Source organism: Massilia pseudoviolaceinigra (assembly GCF_030846505.1).
Taxonomy (GTDB): domain Bacteria; phylum Pseudomonadota; class Gammaproteobacteria; order Burkholderiales; family Burkholderiaceae_D; genus Telluria_A; species Telluria_A violaceinigra.
Genome location: NZ_JAVCWL010000005.1, coordinates 92,793 through 114,961 on the forward strand (window position 1 = coordinate 92,793; position 22,169 = coordinate 114,961).

Here is a 22,169-nt window from a genome sequence, read left to right on the forward strand (position 1 = left end):
TGTAGTGTACCCAGATTCCCCTTTTGAAGCGAGAGTGGCATGGACAAGGCGGGCAGTATCGCGTGTGATTTATTAGTGGTCGGCGGCGGCGTCAATGGCGCCGGCATCGCGCGTGACGCGGCGGGGCGCGGCATGTCCGTGGTCCTGTGCGAAAAGGACGATCTGGCCTCGCACACCTCGTCGGCGGCCACCAAGCTGATTCACGGCGGCCTGCGTTATCTGGAACAGTACGAATTCGGCCTGGTGCGCAAGGCGCTGATCGAGCGTGAAGTGCTGCTGCGCGCCGCTCCCCACATCATGTGGCCGATGCGCTTCGTCACCCCGGTCGACAAGGGCCAGCGTCCGGCCTGGATGATCCGCGCCGGCCTGTTTTTGTACGATCACCTGGCGCGGCGCGAGCTGCTGCCGGGCTCCGAAGGCATCGACCTGCGCCGCCATGCGGCCGGCGCGCCGCTCAAATCGACCTTTACGCGCGGCTTCGTGTATTCCGACGGCTGGGTCGACGATGCGCGCCTGGTGGTACTCAACGCAATCGACGCCGCCGCCAAGGGTGCGTGCGTGTTCACGCGTACCGCCTGCGAATCGGCGCGGCGCGAGGGCGAGCGCTGGGAAGCGCGCCTGCGCCGCGCCGACGGACAAGCCATCGACGTGAGCGCGCGCTGCATCGTCAACGCCGCGGGGCCATGGGCGTCGCGCTTCCTGCAGGGGACCAACCCGGGTCCGGCCGACAAATCGGTGCGCCTGATCAAAGGCAGCCATATCGTGGTACGGCGCCTGTTCGAGCATCCCTACGCTTATATTTTCCAGCATCCGGATGGGCGCGTGGTGTTCGCCATTCCGTACGAGCATGACTTCACCCTGATCGGCACCACCGACCTCGAATACCACGGCGACGCCGGCAAGGTCGAAATCGACCAGGCCGAAATCGACTACCTGTGCGCGCTGTCGAGCCGCTACTTCACCAAGCCGATCACGCCGGCCGACGTGGTGTGGAGCTATTCCGGCGTGCGTCCCTTGCTCGACGACGAGTCCAGCGACGCCTCCGACGTCACGCGCGACTACACCTTCGAGCTCGATACGCAGGGCGCGCCGATGCTGTCCATTTTTGGCGGCAAGATCACCACCTTCCGCAAACTGGCCGAGCAAGCCGTCGACCTGGTCGCGCCGGTGCTGGGGAACACGCACGGCGCCTGGACGGTCAACGCCTGCCTGCCCGGCGGCGACGTGCACGGCCCGCTGCCGGACAACCGCAGCGTGCTCGAATTCGACGGTTTTGTCGCGAATCTGCAGAAGCAGTACGCGTGGCTGCCGGCCGCGCTGGTGGCACGCTATGCGCGCGCTTACGGCACCCGCATCCACCTGATCATCGAGCAGCGCACCAGCATCGCCGCTATGGGCGCCGAGATCGTACCCGGCCTGTACGAAGCCGAAGCGGCTTACTGGATCGATCATGAATGGGCCACCACCGCGACCGACATGCTGTGGCGCCGTTCCAAACTGGGCCTGCACTTGCCAGCCGATGCAGGCATTGCAGTCGATGCCTGGATCACAGAATTTCGCAAGTAGAAAAAGCAAATCCCGCCACAGGGGTGCAGTAGTGTAAGACAGGAAAAAACAGGAGACATGATGCAGCTGGCATTGGAAAACGTGAGCACGAAGTACGGGGCGCAGGATCACCTGTACCCGATGTCGCTCGAACTGGTACCCGGTACCATCAACGTCCTGCTGGGCACCACGCAGGCCGGCAAGACGTCGCTGATGCGGGTCATGGCGGGTCTTGACCGGCCCACGCACGGCAAGGTGATCGCCGGCGGCAAGGATGTGACAGGCCTGCCGGTACGCCAGCGCGACCTGGCGATGGTGTACCAGCAGTTCATCAATTATCCGTCGTTCACGGTGTTCGACAACATCGCTTCGCCGCTGCGCATCAAGCGCGTGCCCGAGGCCGAGATTCGTACGCGCGTGGAACGCATGGCCGAACGCCTGCATATTTCGGCCCACCTGAACAAGTTGCCGGCGCAGCTGTCCGGCGGCCAGCAGCAGCGCACCGCGCTGGCGCGCGCGCTGATCAAGGAGTCGGCCCTGCTGCTGCTCGACGAGCCGCTGGTGAACCTCGACTACAAGCTGCGCGAAGAACTGCGCAAGGAGCTGGCCGCCCTGTTCGCGGAAGGGAAGACGACCGTCGTCTACGCCACCACCGAGCCGCTCGAAGCATTGCAGCTGGGTGGCCACACGGTGCTGCTGCACGAAGGGCGCCTGCTGCAGCATGGACCGACGCTCGACGTCTTCAACGCGCCCAATTCGGTGCAGAGCGCGCGCACCTTCAGCGACCCGCCGATCAACCTGATCCCGGCCACGGTCGGCGCCGATGGCATGGCTCGCGTGGCGCCCGATCTGGCGATTCCCCTGAACGACGCGCAGCGCCGCCAGGCTGCCCAGCATGGCGAGGTGGTGCTGGGCCTGCGTGCCCACAGCCTGCGCCTGGCGCCCCTGCATGCCGACGATTTTCCGCTCGCCGCCCAGGTCGAACTGGCCGAAATCAGCGGGTCGGAAACCTATGTCCACTTGCAGCGCGGTCCGATCGGGCTGGTGGCGCAGCTGACCGGCGTACATAACCTCGACCTCGGCGTGCCGTGCACCGTGTACCTGCGTCCGGACGAATTGTTCATGTTCGCACCCGGCGGCGCCTTGCTGTTCGCGCCGCCGCAGACTCAAGACGGAGTGTAAGCATGGCCCGCATCGAACTACCCGACCTGGCGCATGCCTACAAACCGAACCCGCAGCGGCCCGAGGACTACGCCCTGCGCCCGATGAACCTCACCTGGGACGACGGCGGCGCCTATGCGCTGCTCGGCCCTTCCGGCTGCGGCAAGACCACGCTGCTGAACATTATCTCGGGCCTGGTGCGCCCCTCGCACGGACGCGTGATTTTCGACGGCAAGGACGTTACCGACCTGCCGCCGGAAGCGCGCAATATCGCGCAGGTGTTCCAGTTCCCGGTCATCTACGACACCATGACGGTGTTCGACAATCTCGCTTTCCCGCTGCGTAACCGTGGCTGGAAAGAAGCCGAGGTACGCAAGCGGGTCGAACATATCGCCGCCATGCTGGAACTGTCAAGCGACTTGAAACACCGTGCCAGCGGCCTGGCGGTCGACGCCAAGCAAAAGATCTCGCTGGGCCGGGGCCTGGTGCGGCCGGACGTGGCGGCGGTGCTGTTCGACGAACCGCTGACCGTGATCGACCCGCACCTCAAGTGGCTGCTGCGCCGCAAGCTCAAGGAAATCCATCACGAACTCAAACTCTCGCTGATCTACGTCACCCACGACCAGGTCGAAGCGCTGACCTTCGCCGACAAGGTGGTCGTGATGACCCAGGGCGAAGTGGTGCAGACCGGCAGCGCGCAGGAGCTGTTCGAGGAACCGGCGCACACCTTCGTGGGCTACTTCATCGGCAACCCCGGCATGAACCTGCTGGCCTGCCCGGTGCGCGACGGCCGCGTTTACCCTGGCGCGGACGGTATCGCGCTGCCGCCAGCGGCGCAAGCCGCGCTGGCAGGCAGCGCCAGCATCACCATCGGCATCCGTCCGGAGTTCGTTGAGTGCGCCCCCGCGCAGGGCGCCGACACCGTGGCCGCCACGGTGGCCAGCGTGCGTAATATGGGCACGCACTTCATGGCCGAATTTACGGTAGGTGCGCATACCGTCACCGCCAAGCTGCGCAGCGCTCCGGCGCGCGCCGGGCAGGCAGTGTGGCTGCGCTTTCCGCCCGAGCGCACTCTTTACTACGTCAACGACAAGCGGGTGGCCTGACATGAAAACCTATAACAACCGCGCCTGGCTGCTGATTCTCCCGGTGATCATCTGCGTGGCCTTTTCGGCCGTGCTGCCGCTGATGACGATCGTGAACTACTCGGTCCAGGATATTCTCAGCCCCACCAACAGCGTTTTTGTGGGCACCGAATGGTTCAAGATGATCATGCGAGACAGCGAACTGCATGGCGCGCTGGTGCGCCAGCTGGGCTTTTCGATGGCTGTGCTGCTGATCCAGCTCCCGCTCGGCATCCTGATCGCGCTGACCATGCCGGCCAGTGGCTGGCGCGCCTCGCTTGCGCTGGTGCTGATCGCGCTGCCGCTGCTCATTCCCTGGAACGTGGTCGGCACCATCTGGCAGATCTTCGGCCGCGACGACATCGGCCTGATGGGCAATACCATCAACCGCATGGGCATCAGCTACAACTACACCGGCAGCGTGGTCGACGCCTGGGTCACCGTGCTGGTGATGGATGTGTGGCACTGGACGCCGCTGGTGGTGCTGCTGGCGTACGCCGGCCTGCGCTCGATTCCCGACGCCTACTACCAGGCGGCGCGCATTGACGGCGCCTCGCGCTTTGCGGTGTTCCGCTACATCGAGCTGCCGAAGATGCGCAACGTGCTGATGATCGGCGTGCTGCTGCGCTTCATGGACAGTTTCATGATCTACACCGAGCCGTTCGTGCTGACCGGCGGTGGGCCTGGCAACGCCACCACGTTCCTGTCGCAGTACCTGACGCAGAAAGCCGTGGGCCAGTTCGACCTCGGCCCGGCTGCTGCTTTTTCGCTGATCTATTTCCTCATCATCCTGCTGTTCTGCTTCGTGCTGTATAGCTGGATGCAACGCCTCGGTACGGGAGAGTCCAAATGAAGCGCCTGTCCTCACCGCTGCTGGTGTTCTATCTGGTACTGGCGATGCTGCCGATCTACTGGATGTTGAACATGTCGTTCAAGACGAATGAAGAAATCACCGGCGCGCTCACGCTCTTCCCGCGCGAGTTCACGCTGGCGAACTACCGCACCATCTTCACCGATCCGTCGTGGTACAGCGGCTACATCAACTCGATGATCTATGTGATGATGAACATGGTGATGTCGGTATCGGTGGCGCTGCCGGCCGCGTATGCGTTCTCGCGCTATTCCTTCATCGGCGACAAGCACCTGTTTTTCTGGCTGCTGACCAACCGCATGACGCCACCGGCCGTGTTCCTGCTGCCGTTCTTCCAGCTGTATTCGACGGTTGGCCTGATGGATACCCACCTGGCCGTGGCGCTGGTGCACATGCTGTTCAACGTGCCGCTGGCGGTGTGGATCCTGGAAGGCTTCATGTCCGGCATCCCCAAGGAGATCGACGAGACGGCGTACATCGACGGCTACAGCTTTCCGCGCTTCTTCTTCAAGATCTTCCTGCCGCTGATCAAATCGGGCGTGGGCGTGACCGCCTTCTTCTGCTTCATGTTCAGCTGGGTCGAACTGCTGCTGGCGCGGACACTGACCTCGGTCGACGCCAAGCCGATCACCGCGATCATGACGCGAACGGTGTCGGCCGGCGGCATGGACTGGGGCGTGCTGGCCGCGGCGGGCGTGCTGACCATCGTGCCGGGGGCGCTGGTCATCTGGTTCGTGCGCAATCATATTGCCAAGGGCTTTGCGATGGGGAGGGTGTGACATGGAAAACCTGTTTGCATGGATGGCGTGGACCGCGCCAGTGGCCATTTTCTTTACCTGCATCGGCCTGATGCTGGCCGGGATGACGATCTGGCAGATCCGTTCGCCGTCGATCGAGCGGCGCGGCTTTTTGCCGATGTCGACCACGCGCGGCGACCGCCTGTTTATTGGCCTGCTCAGCGCGGCATATGTTAACCTCGCGTGGGCGGGCCTGAGCGAGCTGCATCAGGGGATCGGTGCGGCGATCGGATTTGTGGTGCTGTTGATTGTGATGCGCTGGGGTTGAACCGGGCACCGGCGCATGGTGGGGTACTTTCTTAACGATGTACATAAAAAAAGGCGGAGACATGAAATTGAAAATGACATTGATGGCGGCTGCATTGCTGGCCACGGCAAGCGCTTGGGCCGAGACCAAGGATGCCGAAAAATGGATTGGCCAGGAATTCCAGCCGTCCACGCTGTCGAAACAGCAGCAGCTCGATGAAATGAAGTGGTTCATCGACGCCGCCGCCAAACTCAAGGCCAAGGGCATCAAGGAAATCAGCGTGGTCTCCGAAACCATCGATACCCACGTCTACGAATCGAAGGTGCTGGCCAAGGCCTTCGAGGAGATCACCGGCATCAAGGTCAAGCACGACATCATCCAGGAAGGCGACGTGGTCGAGAAGCTGCAAACGTCCATGCAGTCCGGGAAAAGCATCTACGACGGCTGGGTGTCGGATTCGGACCTGATCGGCACGCACTACCGCTACGGCGCGATCATACCGCTGTCGGACTACATGGCCGGCGAGGGCAAGGCCTTTACCAATCCGGGCCTGGACCTGAAGGACTTTATCGGCGCCAGCTTCACCACCGCGCCGGACGGCAAGCTGTACCAGCTGCCCGACCAGCAGTTCGCCAATCTGTACTGGTTCCGTGCCGACTGGTTCGCGCGCAAGGACCTCAAGGACAAGTTCAAGGCCAAGTACGGCTATGAGCTGGGCGTGCCGCAGAACTGGTCGGCGTATGAAGACATCGCCGAGTTCTTTACCAACGATGTGAAGAACATCGACGGCAAGAAGGTGTTCGGCCATATGGATTACGGCAAGAAGGATCCATCGCTCGGCTGGCGTTTCACCGATGCGTGGCTGTCGATGGCCGGTGCCGCCGACAAGGGTATTCCGAACGGCCTGCCGGTCGACGAGTGGGGCATCCGCGTGGCTGCCGACAAGTGCACGCCGGTAGGCGCGGCGGTTGCGCGCGGCGGGGCGACCAATTCGCCAGCGTCGGTGTTCGCGCTGACCAAGTATGTCGACTGGATGAAGAAGTACGCGCCGCCGCAGGCGGGTGGCATGACGTTCTCGGAATCCGGTCCGGTGCCGGCGCAGGGCGAAGTGGCGCAGCAGATTTTCTGGTACACGGCGTTCACCGCGTCGATGATGAAACCGGGCCTGCCGGTGGTGCAGGCGGATGGCAAGCCGAAATGGCGCATGGCGCCGTCGCCGCACGGCCCGTACTGGAAAGAGGGCATGCAGAACGGCTACCAGGACGTCGGCGCGTGGACTTTCTTCAAGTCGACACCGCCGGACCGGCGCGCGGCGGCCTGGCTGTACGCGCAGTTCGTCACGTCCAAGACGGTGTCGCTCAAGAAGTCGATCACGGGCCTGACCTTTATTCGCGAGTCGGATATCAAGCACGATTACTTCACCAAGAACGCGGATAAATACGGCGGCTTGATCGAGTTTTACCGCAGCCCGGCGCGGGTGGCGTGGAGCCCGACCGGCAACAACGTGGCCGATTATCCGAAGATGGCGCAGCTGTGGTGGAAGAACGTGGCCACGGCGGTGAGCGGCGAGAAGACCCCACAGGCGGCGATGGATAACCTGGCCGAGGAAATGGATGCGGTCATGGCGCGCTTGCAGCGGGCCGGCATGCAGAACTGCCCGCCGAAGTTGAATCCCAAGGTCGATCCGGCCACGTATTTGACCGACAAGGCCGCGCCGTGGAAGAAGCTGGCCAACGAGAAGCCGAAGGGGGAGACGATTGCGTATGACGTCTTGCTCAAGGCGTGGAAGGAAGGACGGGCGCGCTAAACTCGTGCTTGGATTTCACCGTTGATTCCGCCTACGCCGTCGTCCCCGCGCAGGCGGGGATCCATAACACCTATGCTCAGACGTGCTATGGGTCCCCGCCTGCGCGGGGATGACGGCTCAAATACTAGCGACCCCAGCATGACCAAATTCATTCTCGCCATCGACCAGGGCACCACCAGTTCGCGCGCGATCCTGTTCGACCGCGCCGGTCACATTCACGGCGCGGCGCAGCAGGAATTCCGCCAGTTCTTCCCCCAGCCCGGCTGGGTCGAACACGACGCCAATGAAATCTGGCAATCGCAGCGCGCCGTCATCGACGAGGTCCTGCGCACCAACAACGTAGCGGCCACCGACATCGCCGCCATCGGCATCGCCAACCAGCGCGAAACGACCGTGCTGTGGGACCGCGCCACCGGCGAACCGGTCGCCCCCGCCATCGTCTGGCAGGACCGCCGCAGCACACCCTGCTGCGAAGAGCTGCGTGCCGACGGCCACGAAGACCTGTTCCAGCAAAAAACCGGCCTGGTTCTCGACGCCTATTTTTCAGGCCCCAAACTCAAATGGCTGCTCGACAACGTCCCTGGCGCGCGCGCTCGCGCCGAGCGCGGCGAGCTGGCCTTCGGCACCGTCGACAGCTGGCTCATCTTCAAAATGAGCGGCAAGCACCTGACCGATCCAAGCAATGCCGCCCGCACCCTGATGTTCAACATCCACACCGCGCGCTGGGACGATGAGCTGCTGGCCCTGCTCGACATTCCCGCCGCACTGCTGCCGGAGGTGGTCGCCAGCAGCGGCGTGGCCGCCCACACCGACGCCCACCTGTTCGGCGTGGCCCTGCCGATTGCCGGTATCGCCGGCGACCAGCAAGCCGCCACCTTCGGCCAGGCGTGCCACAGCCCCGGGATGGCCAAGAATACCTACGGCACCGGCTGCTTCATGCTGATGCACACCGGCCAAACGGCCACGATTTCCCAGAACAAGCTGATCAGCACGATCGGCTGGACCCTGCCAAAAGGCACCGATTACCTGCTTGAAGGCAGCGTCTTCATGGCCGGCGCCGCCATCCAGTGGCTGCGCGACGGCCTCGGCATCATCAAGAGCGCGGCCGAGGTCGAAGAGCTCGCGCTCGCCGTTCCCGACAATGGCGGCGTGCTGTTCGTGCCCGCCTTTGCCGGCCTGGGCGCGCCGCACTGGGATGCCTACGCGCGCGGCACCATGGTCGGCATGACGCGCGGCACCAACAAATCCCACATCGCGCGTGCCACGCTCGAGAGTATCGCCCTGCAAAGCGCCGACGTGCTCGACGCCATGCAGGCCGACGCCGCCATGCCGCTGACCCAGTTGCGGGTCGATGGCGGCTGCGCCCGCAACAACCTGCTGATGCAGTTCCAGGCCGATATTCTCGGCGTGCCGGTCGTGCGGCCGGTGGTGACCGAAACCACGGCCCTGGGCGCGGCATTCCTGGCCGGGCTGGCGGTGGGCTTCTGGGCCTCGCAGGAAGAAATCGCCGCCCAGTGGCAGATGGAACGGCGCTTCGAGCCCGCCATGGCGATGGACGAGCGGGTACAACGGATGGGCGAATGGCGCCGCGCGGTGGAGCGCTCGCGCGCCTGGAGCCAGTAGGGCGTCTGGAGCCGCTCGCGCCGCTCGCGGCCGCCTCGCGCGTCGCGTAGCGTGCCGCCGCCGTGGGTCGCTTGTATAATGCACGCAGACAAACGGCGGCCCTACTATGACAAACAGCACACATTTCGGTTACAAAACGGTCTCCGAGGACGACAAGGTCCACGAGGTGGCCAAGGTGTTCCATTCGGTCGCATCCAAGTACGATGTGATGAACGACCTGATGTCGGGCGGCCTGCACCGGCTGTGGAAGACCTTCACCATCGCCAACGCGGGCGTGCGCCCCGGCTTCAAGGTGCTCGACATCGCCGGCGGCACGGGCGACCTGGCCAAGGCTTTCGCCAAGCAGGCCGGCAAGACCGGCGAAGTCTGGCTCACCGACATCAACGAATCGATGCTGCGCGTCGGCCGCGACCGCTTGCTCAACAAGGGTCTGATCACGCCGACCCTGCTGTGCGACGCCGAAAAGCTGCCGTTCCCCGACAATTATTTCGACCGGGTCAGCGTGGCCTTCGGCCTGCGCAACATGACCCACAAGGACCAGGCGCTGGCGGAAATGCGGCGCGTCCTGAAACCCGGCGGCAAGCTGCTGGTGCTCGAATTCTCCAAGGTTGCCACGCCCCTGCAAAAGCCCTACGACGTCTATTCGTTCTCGGTGCTGCCGTGGCTGGGCCAGAAAATCGCCGGCGACGCCGAAAGCTACCGCTACCTGGCCGAGTCGATCCGCATGCATCCGGACCAGGAAACCCTCAAGACGATGATGGAAACGGCCGGCCTGGAGCGGGTCCAGTATTTCAATTTGACGGCCGGCGTGGCGGCATTGCACACCGGTATCAAGTTCTAGGAAACGTACGATGAAAAAATTTGTTGCAAGCATGATTTTCGCCATGTCGGCGCTGTCCGGCACGGCGCTTCCCGGCGCGGCCATGGCGCAGCAGGCCCCGGCCGCCGCTCCCGCCGCCGCCGCCACCTCGGAATACCCGCCCCAGGTTCTCATCGGCGGCGCGGTCATGCTGTTCGGCCTGGCCGGTTTCTTTGGCTTTCGCATCATCCGGCGCCGGGACGCGGCGGCCAAACCAGCGCCTGTCGCGGTCAGCACGAAACCCGCCTTTCCGCCCGGTTTCGACAACACCGCCTTCCTGCGCCAGGCCAAGGCCACCTTCATCCGCATGCAAAAGACCTGGGACAAGGCCGACGCCAACGATCTGCGCCAGTTCACCACGCCCCAGGTATTCGCCGAACTGCAGCCGCAAATGCAGGCGCCCGGCGCCAGCGTCACCGAGGTGGTATCGATCGAGTCCGAACTGCTGGGTGTCGAGACCGTTGGCGACGCCTTCCTGGCCACGGTCCGCTTCAGCGGCCAGATCCGCACCGCGCCGGGCGCCGCTCCCGAGCCGCTGGCCGAGGTATGGAATATGTCCCGGCCGCTCAAAGGCGGCGGCGACTGGAAGCTGGCGGGCATCGGGCAGCTTTCCTGATTATTCTTTCTCAAAGTAACAGTGCTGCCGGAAAAGTGCCCGGCAAACTGGTAAGATCAAAACCGCCCTAGCCCGGGCGCCCGTTCCTTAGGCGGTTTTGTTCTTTAAGCGTGCCCACATGTCACCACCGAACTCGTTTACTCCCCAATCCGCGCTGATGGCGCCCGCCATCGCCGCAATCAATCACTTGCTGGCGCAGGAAGCGTGGGCCAGGGATGCACTGGCGCCGCACAGCGGTAAAGTGGCCTGCATCGATGCCAGCGGCATTGCGCTGCGCCTGCTTGTCACGCGCGACGGCATGGTCGAGGCCAGCCCGGCCGGCACGCCGGAGGAGGGCGCCAGCGTCACCATCCGCGTCAAGCTGGCCGACCTGCCGCTGATCGCCCAGAACCGCGAGCGCGCCTTTTCCTACGTCAAGATCGAAGGCGATGCCGAGTTCGCCAACACGATTTCACAACTGAGCAAGGGTTTGCGCTGGGAAGCCGAGCATGACCTCGAACGCCTGATTGGCCCGATCGCCGCCACCCGCCTGGTGGGTGGCGCCAGAAGCGTGTTCGACGGCGTGCGCGCGGCCCACGGCAAGGTGGCGGAAAACCTGGCCGAATTCTTCCTCGAAGAGCAGCCCCTGCTGGTGCGTCCGGCCACGGTCGACGACTTCGGCGCCGAAGTGAGCCGCCTGCGCGACGATGTCGAGCGTACCGCCAAGCGTCTCGCCCGGCTCGAACAAAAGCTGGCGCCCACGGGTGCCGCACCGGACGCGCTAAATGCTGCCGGGCAACAGAAACTGGATCTTTAATGGTATTGAAATTCCTGCGCCTGCTTAAAATTCTCCGGGTCGCGGTCAAGTACGGCCTCGACGAAATCGCCATTTCCGGCCTGAAAGTGCCGCGCACGGCCAAGCTGATCGACAATGTGATTTTCTGGCGCGATATCTCGGCCCCGCGCGGCGTGCGCCTGCGCATGGCGCTGGAAGAACTGGGCCCGATCTTCGTCAAGTTCGGCCAGGTACTCTCGACCCGGCGCGACCTGATGCCGTTCGACATCGCCGACGAGCTGACCCATCTGCAGGACAGGGTGCCGCCGTTCAGTTCCGAACTGGCGATTGCCCAGATCACGCGCTCGCTGCGCGCCCACCCGGACCAACTGTTCGCCAGCTTCGACCGCACCCCGGTCGCGTCGGCATCGATTGCCCAGGTGCACTTCGCAATCTTGAAGGATGGCAAGGAAGTCGCCGTCAAGGTGCTGCGTCCCGGCATGAAAAAGTCGATCGATGAAGACGTGGCGCTGATGCATATCGCCGCCGAGTGGATCGGGCGCATCTGGGCCGACAGCAAGCGTTTGAAACCGAAGGAAGTGGTCGCCGAGTTCGACAAATACCTGCATGACGAACTCGACCTGATGCGCGAGGCGGCCAACGCCAGCCAGCTGCGCCGCAACTTCGCCGGCTCCAACCTGCTGATGGTGCCCGAGATGTACTGGGATTACTGCGCCAGCAGCGTGATCGTGATGGAACGCATGCACGGCATTCCGGTTTCGCAGATCGACCGCCTGGCGGCCGAGGGCGTGGATCTGAAAAAACTCTCCAGCGATGGCGTCGAGATTTTCTTCACCCAGGTGTTTCGCGATGGCTTTTTCCACGCTGATATGCACCCGGGGAATATCTTGGTCTCGGTGGCGCCGGAAACGTTCGGGCGCTACATTGCGCTCGACTTCGGCATCGTCGGCACCCTGAACGACTTCGACAAGGATTACCTGTCGCAAAACTTCCTGGCCTTCTTCCGGCGCGACTACAAGCGCGTGGCCGAAGCCCACATCGAATCGGGCTGGGCCCCGCGCGAAACCCGGGTCGACGAGCTCGAATCGGCCGTGCGCGCCTGCTGCGAACCGATCTTCGACCGCCCGCTCAAGGATATTTCCTTCGGCCAGATCCTGCTGCGCCTGTTCCAGACCTCGCGCCGCTTCAACGTGGAAGTACAGCCGCAACTGGTGCTGCTGCAAAAGACGCTGCTCAATATCGAAGGCCTGGGGCGCCAGCTCGACCCCGACCTGGACCTGTGGAAGACCGCCAAGCCTTACCTGGAGCGCTGGATGGGCGAACAGGTCGGCGTGCGCGGCATGGTCGAGCGCCTCAAGGCCGAGGCGCCGCGCTACACCCACATCATTCCGCAACTGCCGCGCCTGGTTCACCGGGCGCTGCTGCAGGCGGCCGAGCCGGCTACCATCAACCATGACTTGCTCAAGATCCTGGTGATCGAGCAGCAGCGCACCAACCGCCTGATCTCGGTGGCGCTGGCCTGCGCCGCGCTGGTCGTGAGCGGGGCGGTGGCGCTGCTGGCCTACGGACGCTGGTCGCACCTGATCTGACCATGTTTGAGTTCGCCAGCCGCGATCCGCAGTCGCCCGCCTTCTGGGACGAGCGCTTCGAGCGCGGTTTCACGCCCTGGGACCGGGGCGGGGTGCCGGCGGCGCTGCGCGATTTCGTCAGCCGCGCCGCTCGCCCGCTGCGCACCCTGATTCCCGGCTGCGGCGCCGCCTACGAACTGGCCTACCTGTCGGACGCCGGGTGGGACGCGACCGCCATCGATTTTTCGCCGGCCGCCGTGGCCGCTGCCAGGGTGGCGGTGGGGCCGTGGAGCGAGCGCGTGCGCGAGGCGGACTTTTTTGCGTTTGCGCCGGACCAGCCGGTCGAATTGATGTACGAACGTGCTTTCCTGTGCGCCTTGCCGCGCGCCATGTGGCCGCAAGTGGCCGCGCGCTGGGTTGACCTGCTCGCGCCCGGGGCGCTGCTGGCGGGATTTTTCTTCTTCGACGATGTGCTCAAGGGGCCACCGTTCGGAATCGGTCGGGCCGAACTCGATGCCATGCTCACGCCGGCGTTTCGCTGCGTGGAAGATGCTGCCGTGGAGGATTCGATTGCCGTGTTTGCCGGCAAGGAGCGCTGGCAGGTGTGGCAGCGCAGGTGAGCCGTTCCCGCTGGGGGAACGGCGTGGTGCACGCCGCGGCGTAGTCGCCGCGGCGCCGGCCGGAGCCGCTTACTTCGATGCTGCCGGGGTGGCGGCCGCTGGCGCTGCCGCCGGTGCGGGTGCTGCGCCGTGGTCGTGGCCATCGTGGGCCGCTGGTGCCGCTGGTGCCGCCGGTGCCGCCGCACCCGCTGGCGCTGGCGCCGGGGTGGTGTACACGATCTTGGCGTCAGCTTTCAGCTTGTCCAGATACGCCTTCATGTTGGTGCGCTGGACCTGCTGCTTGAGCTGATCCTTGAGCTGCTCGAGCGGCGGCGGGGTGATCGGACGCGAATCTTCCAGCATGATCACGTGGTAGCCGAACTGCGACTTGACCGGCTCTTCGGTGAACTTGCCTTTTTCCAGCTTGGCCACGGCCGCGCCGAACTCGGGCACCATGCTGGCCGGGTTGAACCAGCCCAGATCGCCGCCGTTGACTTTGGAGCCGGGATCGTTCGATTTTTCCTTGGCCAGGCTGGCGAATGCCTTGGCATCCTTTTTCAGCTTGACGATGATGCTTTTCGCTTCGGCTTCTTCCTTGACCAGGATATGGCGCGCCTTGAATTCCGTGCCGCCGGCCGTGCCGACCATCTTGTCGTATTCGGCCTTGACCATCTCGTCGGTCACCGGATTGGCCTTGATCCAGTCCTGGATGAAGGCGTTGGCCGTCATCGACTGCTTGATCAGCTCCAGCTGGCGCTTGACGTCGTCGGTCTTGTCCAGGCCCTTCTTGGTGCCTTCGTTGGCCACCAGGGTCTGCATCGCCAGGTTGTCGACGATGGCCTTGCGCAGCTCAGGGGTGTCCGGCTGGCCCTGGGAGGTGCGCTCCTTGACCATCATGTCGACCGTGGCGGTCGAAATCGCGGTTCCGTTGACGGTTGCTGCGACGCCATCCTTGGCGGCAGGAGCCGAGGTGGAGGTCGCACCGGACTTCGCAGGCGCTGCGTTGGCCGTATCTTTTGGGCCGCAGGCGGCCAGTGCCAGCGCCGAGGCAGCGCCGATGAACAGAACACGAGACTTTATCAACATCGTTCAATTTCCTTTTTCAAGTTAGCCCGGCGCATGCCGCGCAGCAGGCACGCATCTTACCATCCTCGTGGCTGGCCATTTATGCTTGTGACTTTGAAAAAAGCTTATAATTCAGGGTTTTGACGATTTTTGCGGAGTATTCAATGCCGATTTACGCCTACCGCTGCGATGAATGCGGTTTTGCCAAGGATGTATTGCAGAAGATCTCCGACCCTGTGTTGACGGTCTGCGTGTCCTGCGGCAAGCCTTCTTTCAAGAAGCAATTAACCGCCGCCGGCTTCCAGCTCAAGGGAACCGGCTGGTACGCCACCGATTTCCGGGGCGGAGCCGCGCCATCGACGGCTACCGCCAGCGGTCCGGCCGAGGGCGGCGCAGCCGCGCCCGCGGCCCCTGCCGCTGCGGCCAGCCCGGCCGCCGAGTCGTCCGCGCCCGCGGCGCCAGCCAAGCCATCGGCCACGCCGGGCAGCGGCACGCCCTGAGCCAAGGGACGCTGTGGCGTCCCGCCAATTACCGAGAGCCGAATGCGTAAATATTTCATCACCGGATTACTGGTCCTGGTCCCGCTGGCGATCACCCTGTGGGTCCTGAACCTGGTCATCAGCACCATGGACCAGTCGCTGCTGCTGGTGCCCGAGCGCTGGCAGCCGCATACCCTGTTCGGGCGCGAAATTCCGGGCCTGGGCACGATTTTGACCATCGCCATCGTGTTCCTCACCGGCCTGCTGGCCAACAACCTGGTCGGCAACTATCTGGTGCGCCTGTGGGAACGCCTGCTGCACCGCATTCCCGTGGTCAGCTCGCTCTACGGCAGCGTCAAGCAGGTATCGGACACCTTGTTTTCCTCGTCCGGCAACGCCTTTCGCAAGGCCGTGCTGCTGCCGTATCCGCACGCCGAGTGCTGGACCATCGGCTTCCTGACGGGCGTGCCGGGCGGCGACGTCAAGAACCACCTGGTGGGCGACTTCGTCAGCGTGTACGTGCCGACCACGCCGAACCCCACCTCGGGCTTTTTCCTGATGATGGAACGCAGCAAGGTGATCGAACTCGACATGAGCGTCGACGCGGCCCTCAAATACATCGTCTCGATGGGCGTCGTGGCCCCCGAGCATTTGCCAACCAAAGAGTAAGAGTGCGGCGCATCGTTTCCGCGCCCGTTGAATAACCAACCTAGACTGAAAACAATATGTCCTCCATGCGTACAAACTACTGCGGCCTTGTCACTGAAGAATTGCTGGGCCAAACCGTCAGCCTGTGCGGCTGGGTGCACCGCCGCCGCGACCACGGCTCGCTGATTTTCATCGACCTGCGCGACCGTGAAGGCCTGGTGCAGGTGGTCTGCAATCCGGAGCAGGCGGAGATGTTCAAGGTCGCCGAAGCGGTGCGTAACGAATACTGCCTGCGCGTGACCGGTGTGGTCACCGCGCGTATCGGCAACACGGTCAACAACAACCTCAAATCGGGCAAGATCGAGATCGTCGCCAGCGCCGTTGAAGTGCTCAACGCCTCGGTGCCGGTACCGTTCCAGCTGGACGACGACAATCTGTCGGAAACGACCCGCCTGACCCACCGCGTGCTCGACCTGCGCCGTCCGCAGATGCAGAACAACCTGCGCCTGCGCTACAAGGTGACGATGGAAGTGCGCAAGTACCTCGACAACCTCGGCTTCATCGATATCGAAACGCCGATGCTGACCAAGTCGACCCCGGAAGGCGCGCGCGACTACCTGGTGCCGTCGCGTGTCAACGCGGGCAACTTCTTCGCGCTGCCGCAGTCGCCGCAGCTGTTCAAGCAGCTGCTGATGGTCGCCAACTTCGACCGTTACTACCAGATCACCAAATGCTTCCGCGACGAAGACTTGCGCGCCGACCGCCAGCCTGAATTCACCCAGATCGACTGCGAAACCTCGTTCCTGACCGAACAGGAAATCCGCGACCTGTTCGAGGACATGATCCGCATCGTCTTCAAGAACACGCTCGACATCGATCTGCCTAACCCGTTCCCGGTGATGGACTTCGCCACCGCGATGGGCATGTATGGTTCGGACAAGCCGGACATGCGCGTCAAGCTGGAATTCACCGACCTGACCGACGACGTCAAGGATGTCGAATTCAAGGTCTTCGCCGCCCCCGCCAACATGGTGGGCGGGCGCATCGTGGGCCTGCGCGTGCCGCAGGGCGCCAGCATGCCGCGTTCCGAAATCGACGCTTACGACCAGTTCGTGCGCATCTACGGCGCCAAGGGCCTCGCCTACATCAAGGTCAACGAAAAAGCCAAGGGCCGTGAAGGCCTGCAGTCGCCAATCGTCAAATCGCTGCACGATACCGCGCTGGCCGCGATCCTGGAAAAAACCGGCGCGCAAGACGGCGACCTGATTTTCTTCGGTGCCGACAAGGCGAAAGTCGTCAACGACGCCATCGGCGCGCTGCGCGTGAAGATCGGCCACTCGGACTTCGGCAAGAAGGCCGGCCTGTTCGACGACGTCTGGCGCCCACTGTGGGTTGTCGACTTCCCGATGTTCGACTACGACGAAGAATCGGACCGCTGGACCGCGACCCACCATCCGTTCACGGCGCCGAAAGACGGCCATGAAGACATGCTGGAGACGAACCCTGGCGCATGTATCGCCAAGGCGTACGACATGGTCTTGAACGGCTGGGAACTGGGTGGTGGTTCGATCCGTATCCACCGCGAAGAAGTGCAGAGCAAGGTATTCCGCGCACTGAAGATCGATGCCGAAGAAGCCCAGCTCAAGTTCGGCTTCCTGCTCGACGCGCTGCAATACGGCGCGCCGCCGCACGGTGGCCTGGCCTTCGGCCTGGACCGCATCGTGACGATGATGACCGGCTCGGATTCGATCCGCGACGTGATTGCCTTCCCGAAAACCCAGCGCGCCCAGTGCCTGCTGACCAACGCACCGTCCGAAGTCGACGAGAAGCAACTGCGCGAACTGCATATCCGCTTGCGCAACGCCGAACCGAAGATCGTTTAAACGTCAAAAGCACGGTTCGCCGTGCTTTTTTTTCGTCCGCGGCCTTGGCCCCGATGTTGATCCTGATTCATGCCCGCTAAAATCCCGGAATCCGTCCTCGTCGTCATTCACACGCCCGCGCTGGAGGTGCTGCTCATCGAGCGCGCCGACAAGCCGGGATTCTGGCAGTCGGTCACCGGCTCGCTCGATGCGCCCGATGAACCGCTGCTCGACACCGCCGCGCGCGAACTGTTCGAGGAAACCGGTATCGTGGCCGATGGCGACGCCATCGCGCTGCGCGACTGGCAGCTGTCGAATATCTATGAAATCTATCCGGTCTGGCGCCACCGCTATGCGCCTGGCGTGACCCACAACACCGAACATGTGTTCAGCGTGTGCGTGCCGCGCGACACGCCCATTGTGTTGAGCGCGCGCGAGCACCTGCGGCACGTCTGGCTGCCCCACGTGGAGGCGGCCGACCGCTGCTTTTCATCGTCCAACGCGGAAGCGATCCTGCAGCTTCCGCGCAGATTGCGCGAGCCGGGCTGACCGGCTTAGCGCAAGTTTGCTTACAGCACCGGCGGCGTAGCGACCCCGACCAGACCCACATCGAACTCGGGCGCCGCCATGCCCGTGAACGACGCGCTCATTTTCGGTGTGGCGTCGGCGACCAGTTCGGCGTTGATCCTGGCCAGGTCCCAGCTGATGCCATCGGCGAACGTTATCTGTTGCAATGGATTGGCCGGATTCGGCGTCGTCGTCAGCGACAGGAAGTCGTAGACCGTCAGCTGGTCGGTGCCGCCGGCAATCTTGATGAACAAGGTCGTGTCCGACTTGCTCAGTTGCAGATCGCTGCCGGCAATGCCAGCCTTGAATTGCAATGTATTGACCTTGCTGGAACCCCAGTCGCTGGTCGAGCTAATCGTGTCCGCGCCATCGCCGCGCCCGAACAAGTAAGTATCGCTGTCCGCGCCGCCGATGATGATGTCGTTGCCGGCGCCGCCATCGAGGGTGTCGTTGCCACTCAGGCCGGCAAGGGTGTCATCCCCAGCCTGGCCGGTGATGAACTCTTCCCTGAACGTGCCGCTGATTTCCTCGGCGCCGCTGGTGCCGGCGTACAGCAGGCTTTCTATTTTCTTCACATCCCATACCGCGCCGTTGGCAAAGTGGATTTCTTGCAGCGGGTTGTTCTGGTTGTTCACGTCCTCCCACCGGTGGAAGTCTTGGACCAGGATCCGCTCGCTACCGCCATCAAGTTTGATGATCAACGCGTCGTCGTCACTTGCCAGGGTGATGTGTGCCGGCACAATTCCCGCTTTGAACCGCAGCACATCGATCTTGCCAGTGCTGCCATCGTCCGTGGATTCCAGCGTATCGGCGCCGTCTCCCCTTCCGAACAGGTAGGTGTCGCTGTCGCCGCCTCCACGGATCGTATCGTTGCCCCGGCCGCCGTCGATGGTATCGTTGCCTGCTTTGCCGGACAGGAAATCGTTCCCGTCCAGGCCGAACATGGTATTCGCGTTGGCGGTGCCTGATACCCGGTCGGCGCCGGCGCTGCCGCCGTACAGCTGCGCTTCGATATTGGCCAGGTTCCACGAGGTGCCATCGGCAAAGCGGATCTCCTGCAGCGTGTTGACGTCGGTGCTGATATCGGTGTAGGGCATGAATTGGTGGACGGTCACCTGGTCCGTGCTGCCTTTGATCTTGACGACCAGGCGATCGTCGGGCGATGCTTCAAGCTGTACGTCACCCGGAAGCACGCCTTGTTTGAACTCCAGCACATCGAGATCGGTACTGCTGTCGTCGGTCACGGTATCCTGGCCATCACCGCGGCCGAAGCGGATGATATCGGCGTCGGCACCGCCGTTGACGGTGTCGTTGCCGCGGCCGCCATCGAGTGTATCGTTGCCAGCTCTGCCGTCGAAATTGTCGGCGCCGCCCAGCCCGTTGATCAGGTCGGCACCGCTGGTGCCCATGATGGTGTCGTTACCCTCGGTAGGGGCCATCAGCTTGGCCAGGATGGCAGCTGCGTCCATGATCTTGCCGTCGGCGAAGCGGATTTGTTGTAGCGGATTGAAGGGATTGCCGATATCGTCGTCGTACAGGAAGCTCCTGGCCGTGATCCCGTCGGTGCTGTCCTTGAAGCCGATGTGCAGATCGTCAAAATAGCCAAAATGAGCCCCCATCACCCGGCTCAGAACAAGGTCCGCAGCGGTAATCCCTGCTTTGAACTGCAGGATATTCACTTCGCCCGGCGCCGCGAAATTTTTCTCGCGGATCTGGTCCTGGCCGTCGCCTTTGCCGAACAGATAGGTATCGTTGCCCGCATCGCCATATAGCATGTCGTTGCCCAGGCCGCCATCGATGGTGTCGTTGCCGCCTCCGCCCTCAATGGTATCGTCGCCGGCCAGGCCGGTGATCAGTTCGCCCCCGATGGTGCCGAAGAGCCGATCGTTGTTGTTGGTGCCGGCATACAAGCGCGCCCGAACGGCGGCAGGGCTCCAGATCGTGCCGTCTGCGAATCTGATCTCTTGCACGGGATTGTATGTCGGTATTTCGCCGTAGAAGTCCAGAAAGTTGTTGATCGTCACCTGATCAAGCGTATCGCTGAGCTTGAGGATCACGCCGTCGGAATAAAGCGAGTCCGGGCTGACGACGATTTTGCTCGGTAAAATCCCTTCCTTGAACTGAAGCGTGCCGAATCGTCCCGGGGCCACGCCCTGCAGCCCCCAGATGGCATCCTGGCCATCGCCTTGTCCGAACAGATAGCGGACCTTGCCCATGGCGCCGGTGAGGGTGTCGTTACCGGCGCCGCCGTCGAACGTATCGTTGCCCGTACCGCCATACAGTTGGTCGTTACCGGCGCCACCGTCGAGGATATCGTCGCCCTCTGCGCCGTTGAGGTAGTCGTTGCCGCTCCCGCCCCGCATGATATCGTTACCGAGCCCGCCGTCCATGTTATCCTTTCCTGCGCCGCCGTCGAGCGTATCGGCGCCGTCCCTGCCTACCAGGTAGTCGTCGCCGTCCAGTCCAGTGATGGCATCGGCCATGAGAGTACCGTAAATGGACTCGCTGCCATCGGTCCCCGCGAACAGCGTTTTTCGGATGGCAGCCTTGTCCCATTTGGTGCCATCTGCAAAGGTCATCTGCTGCAGGGCGGGCATGTTGGGGCTACCTTCGTCAGCCATGAAGTCATGGAGCGTTATCTGGTCATCGCTGTACTTGAGTCTCACGATCAGGTGGCCATCATGGTTGCTGGTCATGGCAATGTCACCGATCAGCACACCGGCCTTGAAGGTGAGTGTGTCGAATTGACCGGGATCGCCCCAGGTGGTGCCGCCGAGCCGATCCTTGCCGTCGCCTTTACCGAACAGATAGCTGTCGTTACCGGCACCGCCCAGGAGAAGGTCATCGCCGGCGCCACCGTCGATGACGTCATTACCGGCGCCGCCGTCGAGCACGTCATCGCCGGCGCCACCGTCGAGCGTGTCATTACCGTCGTCGCCTGTCAGGTTGTCGTTGCCGAGTCCGCCGAGCAAAACGTCATTGCCCAGTCCGCCGATGACGGTGTCGTCACCGGCGCCGCCGTCGATCGTGTCGTTGCCGGCTCTGCCATCGAGCAGGTCGGCGCCGGCCAGGCCGTTGATGGTATCGCCCAGATAAGTGCCGCCGCGCACGTCGGCGCCCTCGGTGCCGCCGTACAATCTGGCTTGGATCTCGGCCAGGTTCCAGGTTGTGCCGTCGGCAAAGATGATCTGCTGCAGCGGATTGGCGCTGTTGGTCGTGTTGCTTCCGTACAGGAAACCTTCGACCCGGAACTGGTCGGTGGTGCCGATGATGTTGATGAGCATGGTCGTGCCGCTCATATCGAAGGACAGGTCGGAAGGCAATACGCCTGGCTTGAGACGCAGGGTGTTGACCTCGGTCATGGGACGCACGTCCGTCATGTAGGCCATGTCGCGGCCATCGCCGCGGCCGAACAGGTAGACATCGTTACCGAGTCCGCCGTTCAGGGAATCGTTGCCGATGCCGCCCTCGAGGGTGTCGTTGCCGGCGAGGCCGAATAAATGGTCGTTGCCGGCAAGGCCGTTGAGCGCCTCATCGGCGGCGAAACCGTAGAGCGTGTCGCCGCCCTTGGTGCCGGTAATGGTGCCAGGGGTTGTGGCGTTCGTTGTGGTGGTAATCAGGGGCATGAATGGGTTTTCTCGTTGTGGGGGATTGCTCGGCCGGGGCCATGGCGGCGCGTCGGCACGCTGTTCTTGCTGATGAGATTAGTCCGGTGGTCGTCGGATTTGGTCGATTACGGAGGCATGGCGTTGGTATTACTCTTGCTGCGATACCAGTATTGTGTAATTACAGAAATAATATCATGCCGACAATGATGCAAGTCTTAAAATATGAAAAAAATGTACATGGACGGCCGTGGGTACGAAGCTCATCGTTCGGCCGGTGGTTCGGCATGTACCTGAACCGGCGTATGAAAAGCGCTATCCCCCGAACCGGCCAGCGGCCCGCGGCCGGGG

Annotated in this window: 19 protein-coding genes; 17 read left to right on the forward strand and 2 right to left on the reverse strand. The window is 63.2% G+C overall.

Annotated elements, in window-relative coordinates; genetic code table 11:
- Nucleotides 1-39 precede the first annotated feature (39 nt).
- The 13 genes from glpD (at nucleotide 40) to RBA40_RS06670 (ending at nucleotide 13,613) form a co-directional block, all read left to right on the forward strand.
- Nucleotides 40-1,566 carry a glycerol-3-phosphate dehydrogenase gene (gene glpD, locus RBA40_RS06610; protein ID WP_306646938.1) on the forward strand — a complete coding sequence of 509 codons (1,527 nt, stop codon included), beginning with the start codon at nucleotides 40-42 and terminating at the stop codon, nucleotides 1,564-1,566.
- Nucleotides 1,567-1,626: 60 nt separating this feature from the next.
- The gene (locus tag RBA40_RS06615; protein WP_099882014.1) at nucleotides 1,627-2,727 is read left to right on the forward strand and encodes an ABC transporter ATP-binding protein; all 1,101 of its coding nucleotides are present in this window, start codon (nucleotides 1,627-1,629) and stop codon (nucleotides 2,725-2,727) included.
- A 2-nt stretch (nucleotides 2,728-2,729) separates the two neighbouring features.
- Entirely contained in the window at nucleotides 2,730-3,812 is a 1,083-nt protein-coding gene (locus tag RBA40_RS06620) for an ABC transporter ATP-binding protein (protein WP_306646940.1), read from the forward strand.
- Between the two features lies 1 nt (nucleotide 3,813).
- Entirely contained in the window at nucleotides 3,814-4,683 is an 870-nt protein-coding gene (locus RBA40_RS06625) for a carbohydrate ABC transporter permease (RefSeq protein ID WP_099873932.1), read from the forward strand.
- Nucleotides 4,680-5,480, forward strand: a complete 801-nt coding sequence (locus tag RBA40_RS06630; protein ID WP_054265957.1) for a carbohydrate ABC transporter permease — start codon at nucleotides 4,680-4,682, stop codon at nucleotides 5,478-5,480. The genes RBA40_RS06625 and RBA40_RS06630 overlap by 4 nt, the downstream gene beginning before the upstream one ends.
- A gap of 10 nt (nucleotides 5,481-5,490) precedes the next feature.
- Nucleotides 5,491-5,766: a DUF2160 domain-containing protein gene (locus tag RBA40_RS06635; RefSeq protein WP_306647142.1), complete on the forward strand. Its 276-nt coding sequence runs from the start codon at nucleotides 5,491-5,493 to the stop codon at nucleotides 5,764-5,766.
- A 61-nt stretch (nucleotides 5,767-5,827) separates the two neighbouring features.
- Nucleotides 5,828-7,552 (forward strand): ABC transporter substrate-binding protein, encoded by a 1,725-nt coding sequence (locus tag RBA40_RS06640; RefSeq protein ID WP_306624810.1) that lies wholly within the window; start codon nucleotides 5,828-5,830, stop codon nucleotides 7,550-7,552.
- Nucleotides 7,553-7,690: 138 nt separating this feature from the next.
- Nucleotides 7,691-9,175 carry a glycerol kinase GlpK gene (glpK, locus tag RBA40_RS06645; RefSeq protein ID WP_306646942.1) on the forward strand — a complete coding sequence of 495 codons (1,485 nt, stop codon included), beginning with the start codon at nucleotides 7,691-7,693 and terminating at the stop codon, nucleotides 9,173-9,175.
- Between the two features lie 106 nt (nucleotides 9,176-9,281).
- Nucleotides 9,282-10,016, forward strand: a complete 735-nt coding sequence (gene ubiE / locus RBA40_RS06650) for a bifunctional demethylmenaquinone methyltransferase/2-methoxy-6-polyprenyl-1,4-benzoquinol methylase UbiE (protein WP_099873935.1) — start codon at nucleotides 9,282-9,284, stop codon at nucleotides 10,014-10,016.
- A 10-nt stretch (nucleotides 10,017-10,026) separates the two neighbouring features.
- A complete protein-coding gene (locus RBA40_RS06655; protein ID WP_306646944.1) occupies nucleotides 10,027-10,650 on the forward strand; it encodes a Tim44 domain-containing protein in 624 nt (207 codons plus the stop codon).
- 118 nt (nucleotides 10,651-10,768) lie between these two features.
- Nucleotides 10,769-11,446 carry a ubiquinone biosynthesis accessory factor UbiJ gene (locus RBA40_RS06660; RefSeq protein WP_306646946.1) on the forward strand — a complete coding sequence of 226 codons (678 nt, stop codon included), beginning with the start codon at nucleotides 10,769-10,771 and terminating at the stop codon, nucleotides 11,444-11,446.
- Complete coding sequence (ubiB, locus tag RBA40_RS06665) at nucleotides 11,446-13,014, forward strand: ubiquinone biosynthesis regulatory protein kinase UbiB (protein WP_306646948.1); 1,569 nt, start codon at nucleotides 11,446-11,448, stop codon at nucleotides 13,012-13,014. Before RBA40_RS06660 ends, ubiB begins: the two co-directional genes overlap by 1 nt.
- Nucleotides 13,015-13,016: 2 nt before the next feature.
- Nucleotides 13,017-13,613: a methyltransferase domain-containing protein gene (locus RBA40_RS06670; RefSeq protein WP_306646950.1), complete on the forward strand. Its 597-nt coding sequence runs from the start codon at nucleotides 13,017-13,019 to the stop codon at nucleotides 13,611-13,613.
- A gap of 69 nt (nucleotides 13,614-13,682) precedes the next feature.
- Here the strand turns inward: RBA40_RS06670 and RBA40_RS06675 are convergent, their stop codons facing one another.
- Complete coding sequence (locus RBA40_RS06675; RefSeq protein ID WP_306646951.1) at nucleotides 13,683-14,678, reverse strand: peptidylprolyl isomerase; 996 nt, start codon at nucleotides 14,676-14,678, stop codon at nucleotides 13,683-13,685.
- Nucleotides 14,679-14,821: 143 nt separating this feature from the next.
- Between RBA40_RS06675 and RBA40_RS06680 the strand changes: the two genes are divergently transcribed.
- The 4 genes from RBA40_RS06680 to nudB all read left to right on the forward strand — a co-directional run bounded on the left by RBA40_RS06680 (nucleotide 14,822) and on the right by nudB (nucleotide 18,195).
- The gene (locus RBA40_RS06680; protein WP_306646953.1) at nucleotides 14,822-15,157 is read left to right on the forward strand and encodes an FmdB family zinc ribbon protein; all 336 of its coding nucleotides are present in this window, start codon (nucleotides 14,822-14,824) and stop codon (nucleotides 15,155-15,157) included.
- Nucleotides 15,158-15,199: 42 nt separating this feature from the next.
- Entirely contained in the window at nucleotides 15,200-15,805 is a 606-nt protein-coding gene (locus tag RBA40_RS06685) for a DUF502 domain-containing protein (protein WP_099873941.1), read from the forward strand.
- A gap of 65 nt (nucleotides 15,806-15,870) precedes the next feature.
- Nucleotides 15,871-17,667 carry an aspartate--tRNA ligase gene (gene aspS, locus RBA40_RS06690; protein ID WP_306646954.1) on the forward strand — a complete coding sequence of 599 codons (1,797 nt, stop codon included), beginning with the start codon at nucleotides 15,871-15,873 and terminating at the stop codon, nucleotides 17,665-17,667.
- Between the two features lie 69 nt (nucleotides 17,668-17,736).
- Nucleotides 17,737-18,195, forward strand: coding sequence for a dihydroneopterin triphosphate diphosphatase (gene nudB / locus RBA40_RS06695; protein ID WP_306646956.1), 459 nt, complete (start codon nucleotides 17,737-17,739; stop codon nucleotides 18,193-18,195).
- 20 nt (nucleotides 18,196-18,215) lie between these two features.
- Here nudB and RBA40_RS06700 read toward each other — a convergent pair whose 3' ends face one another.
- On the reverse strand, nucleotides 18,216-21,839 hold the full coding sequence (locus RBA40_RS06700) for a calcium-binding protein (RefSeq protein ID WP_306646957.1): 3,624 nt from the start codon (nucleotides 21,837-21,839) through the stop codon (nucleotides 18,216-18,218).
- Between the last annotated feature and the right edge of the window lie 330 nt (nucleotides 21,840-22,169).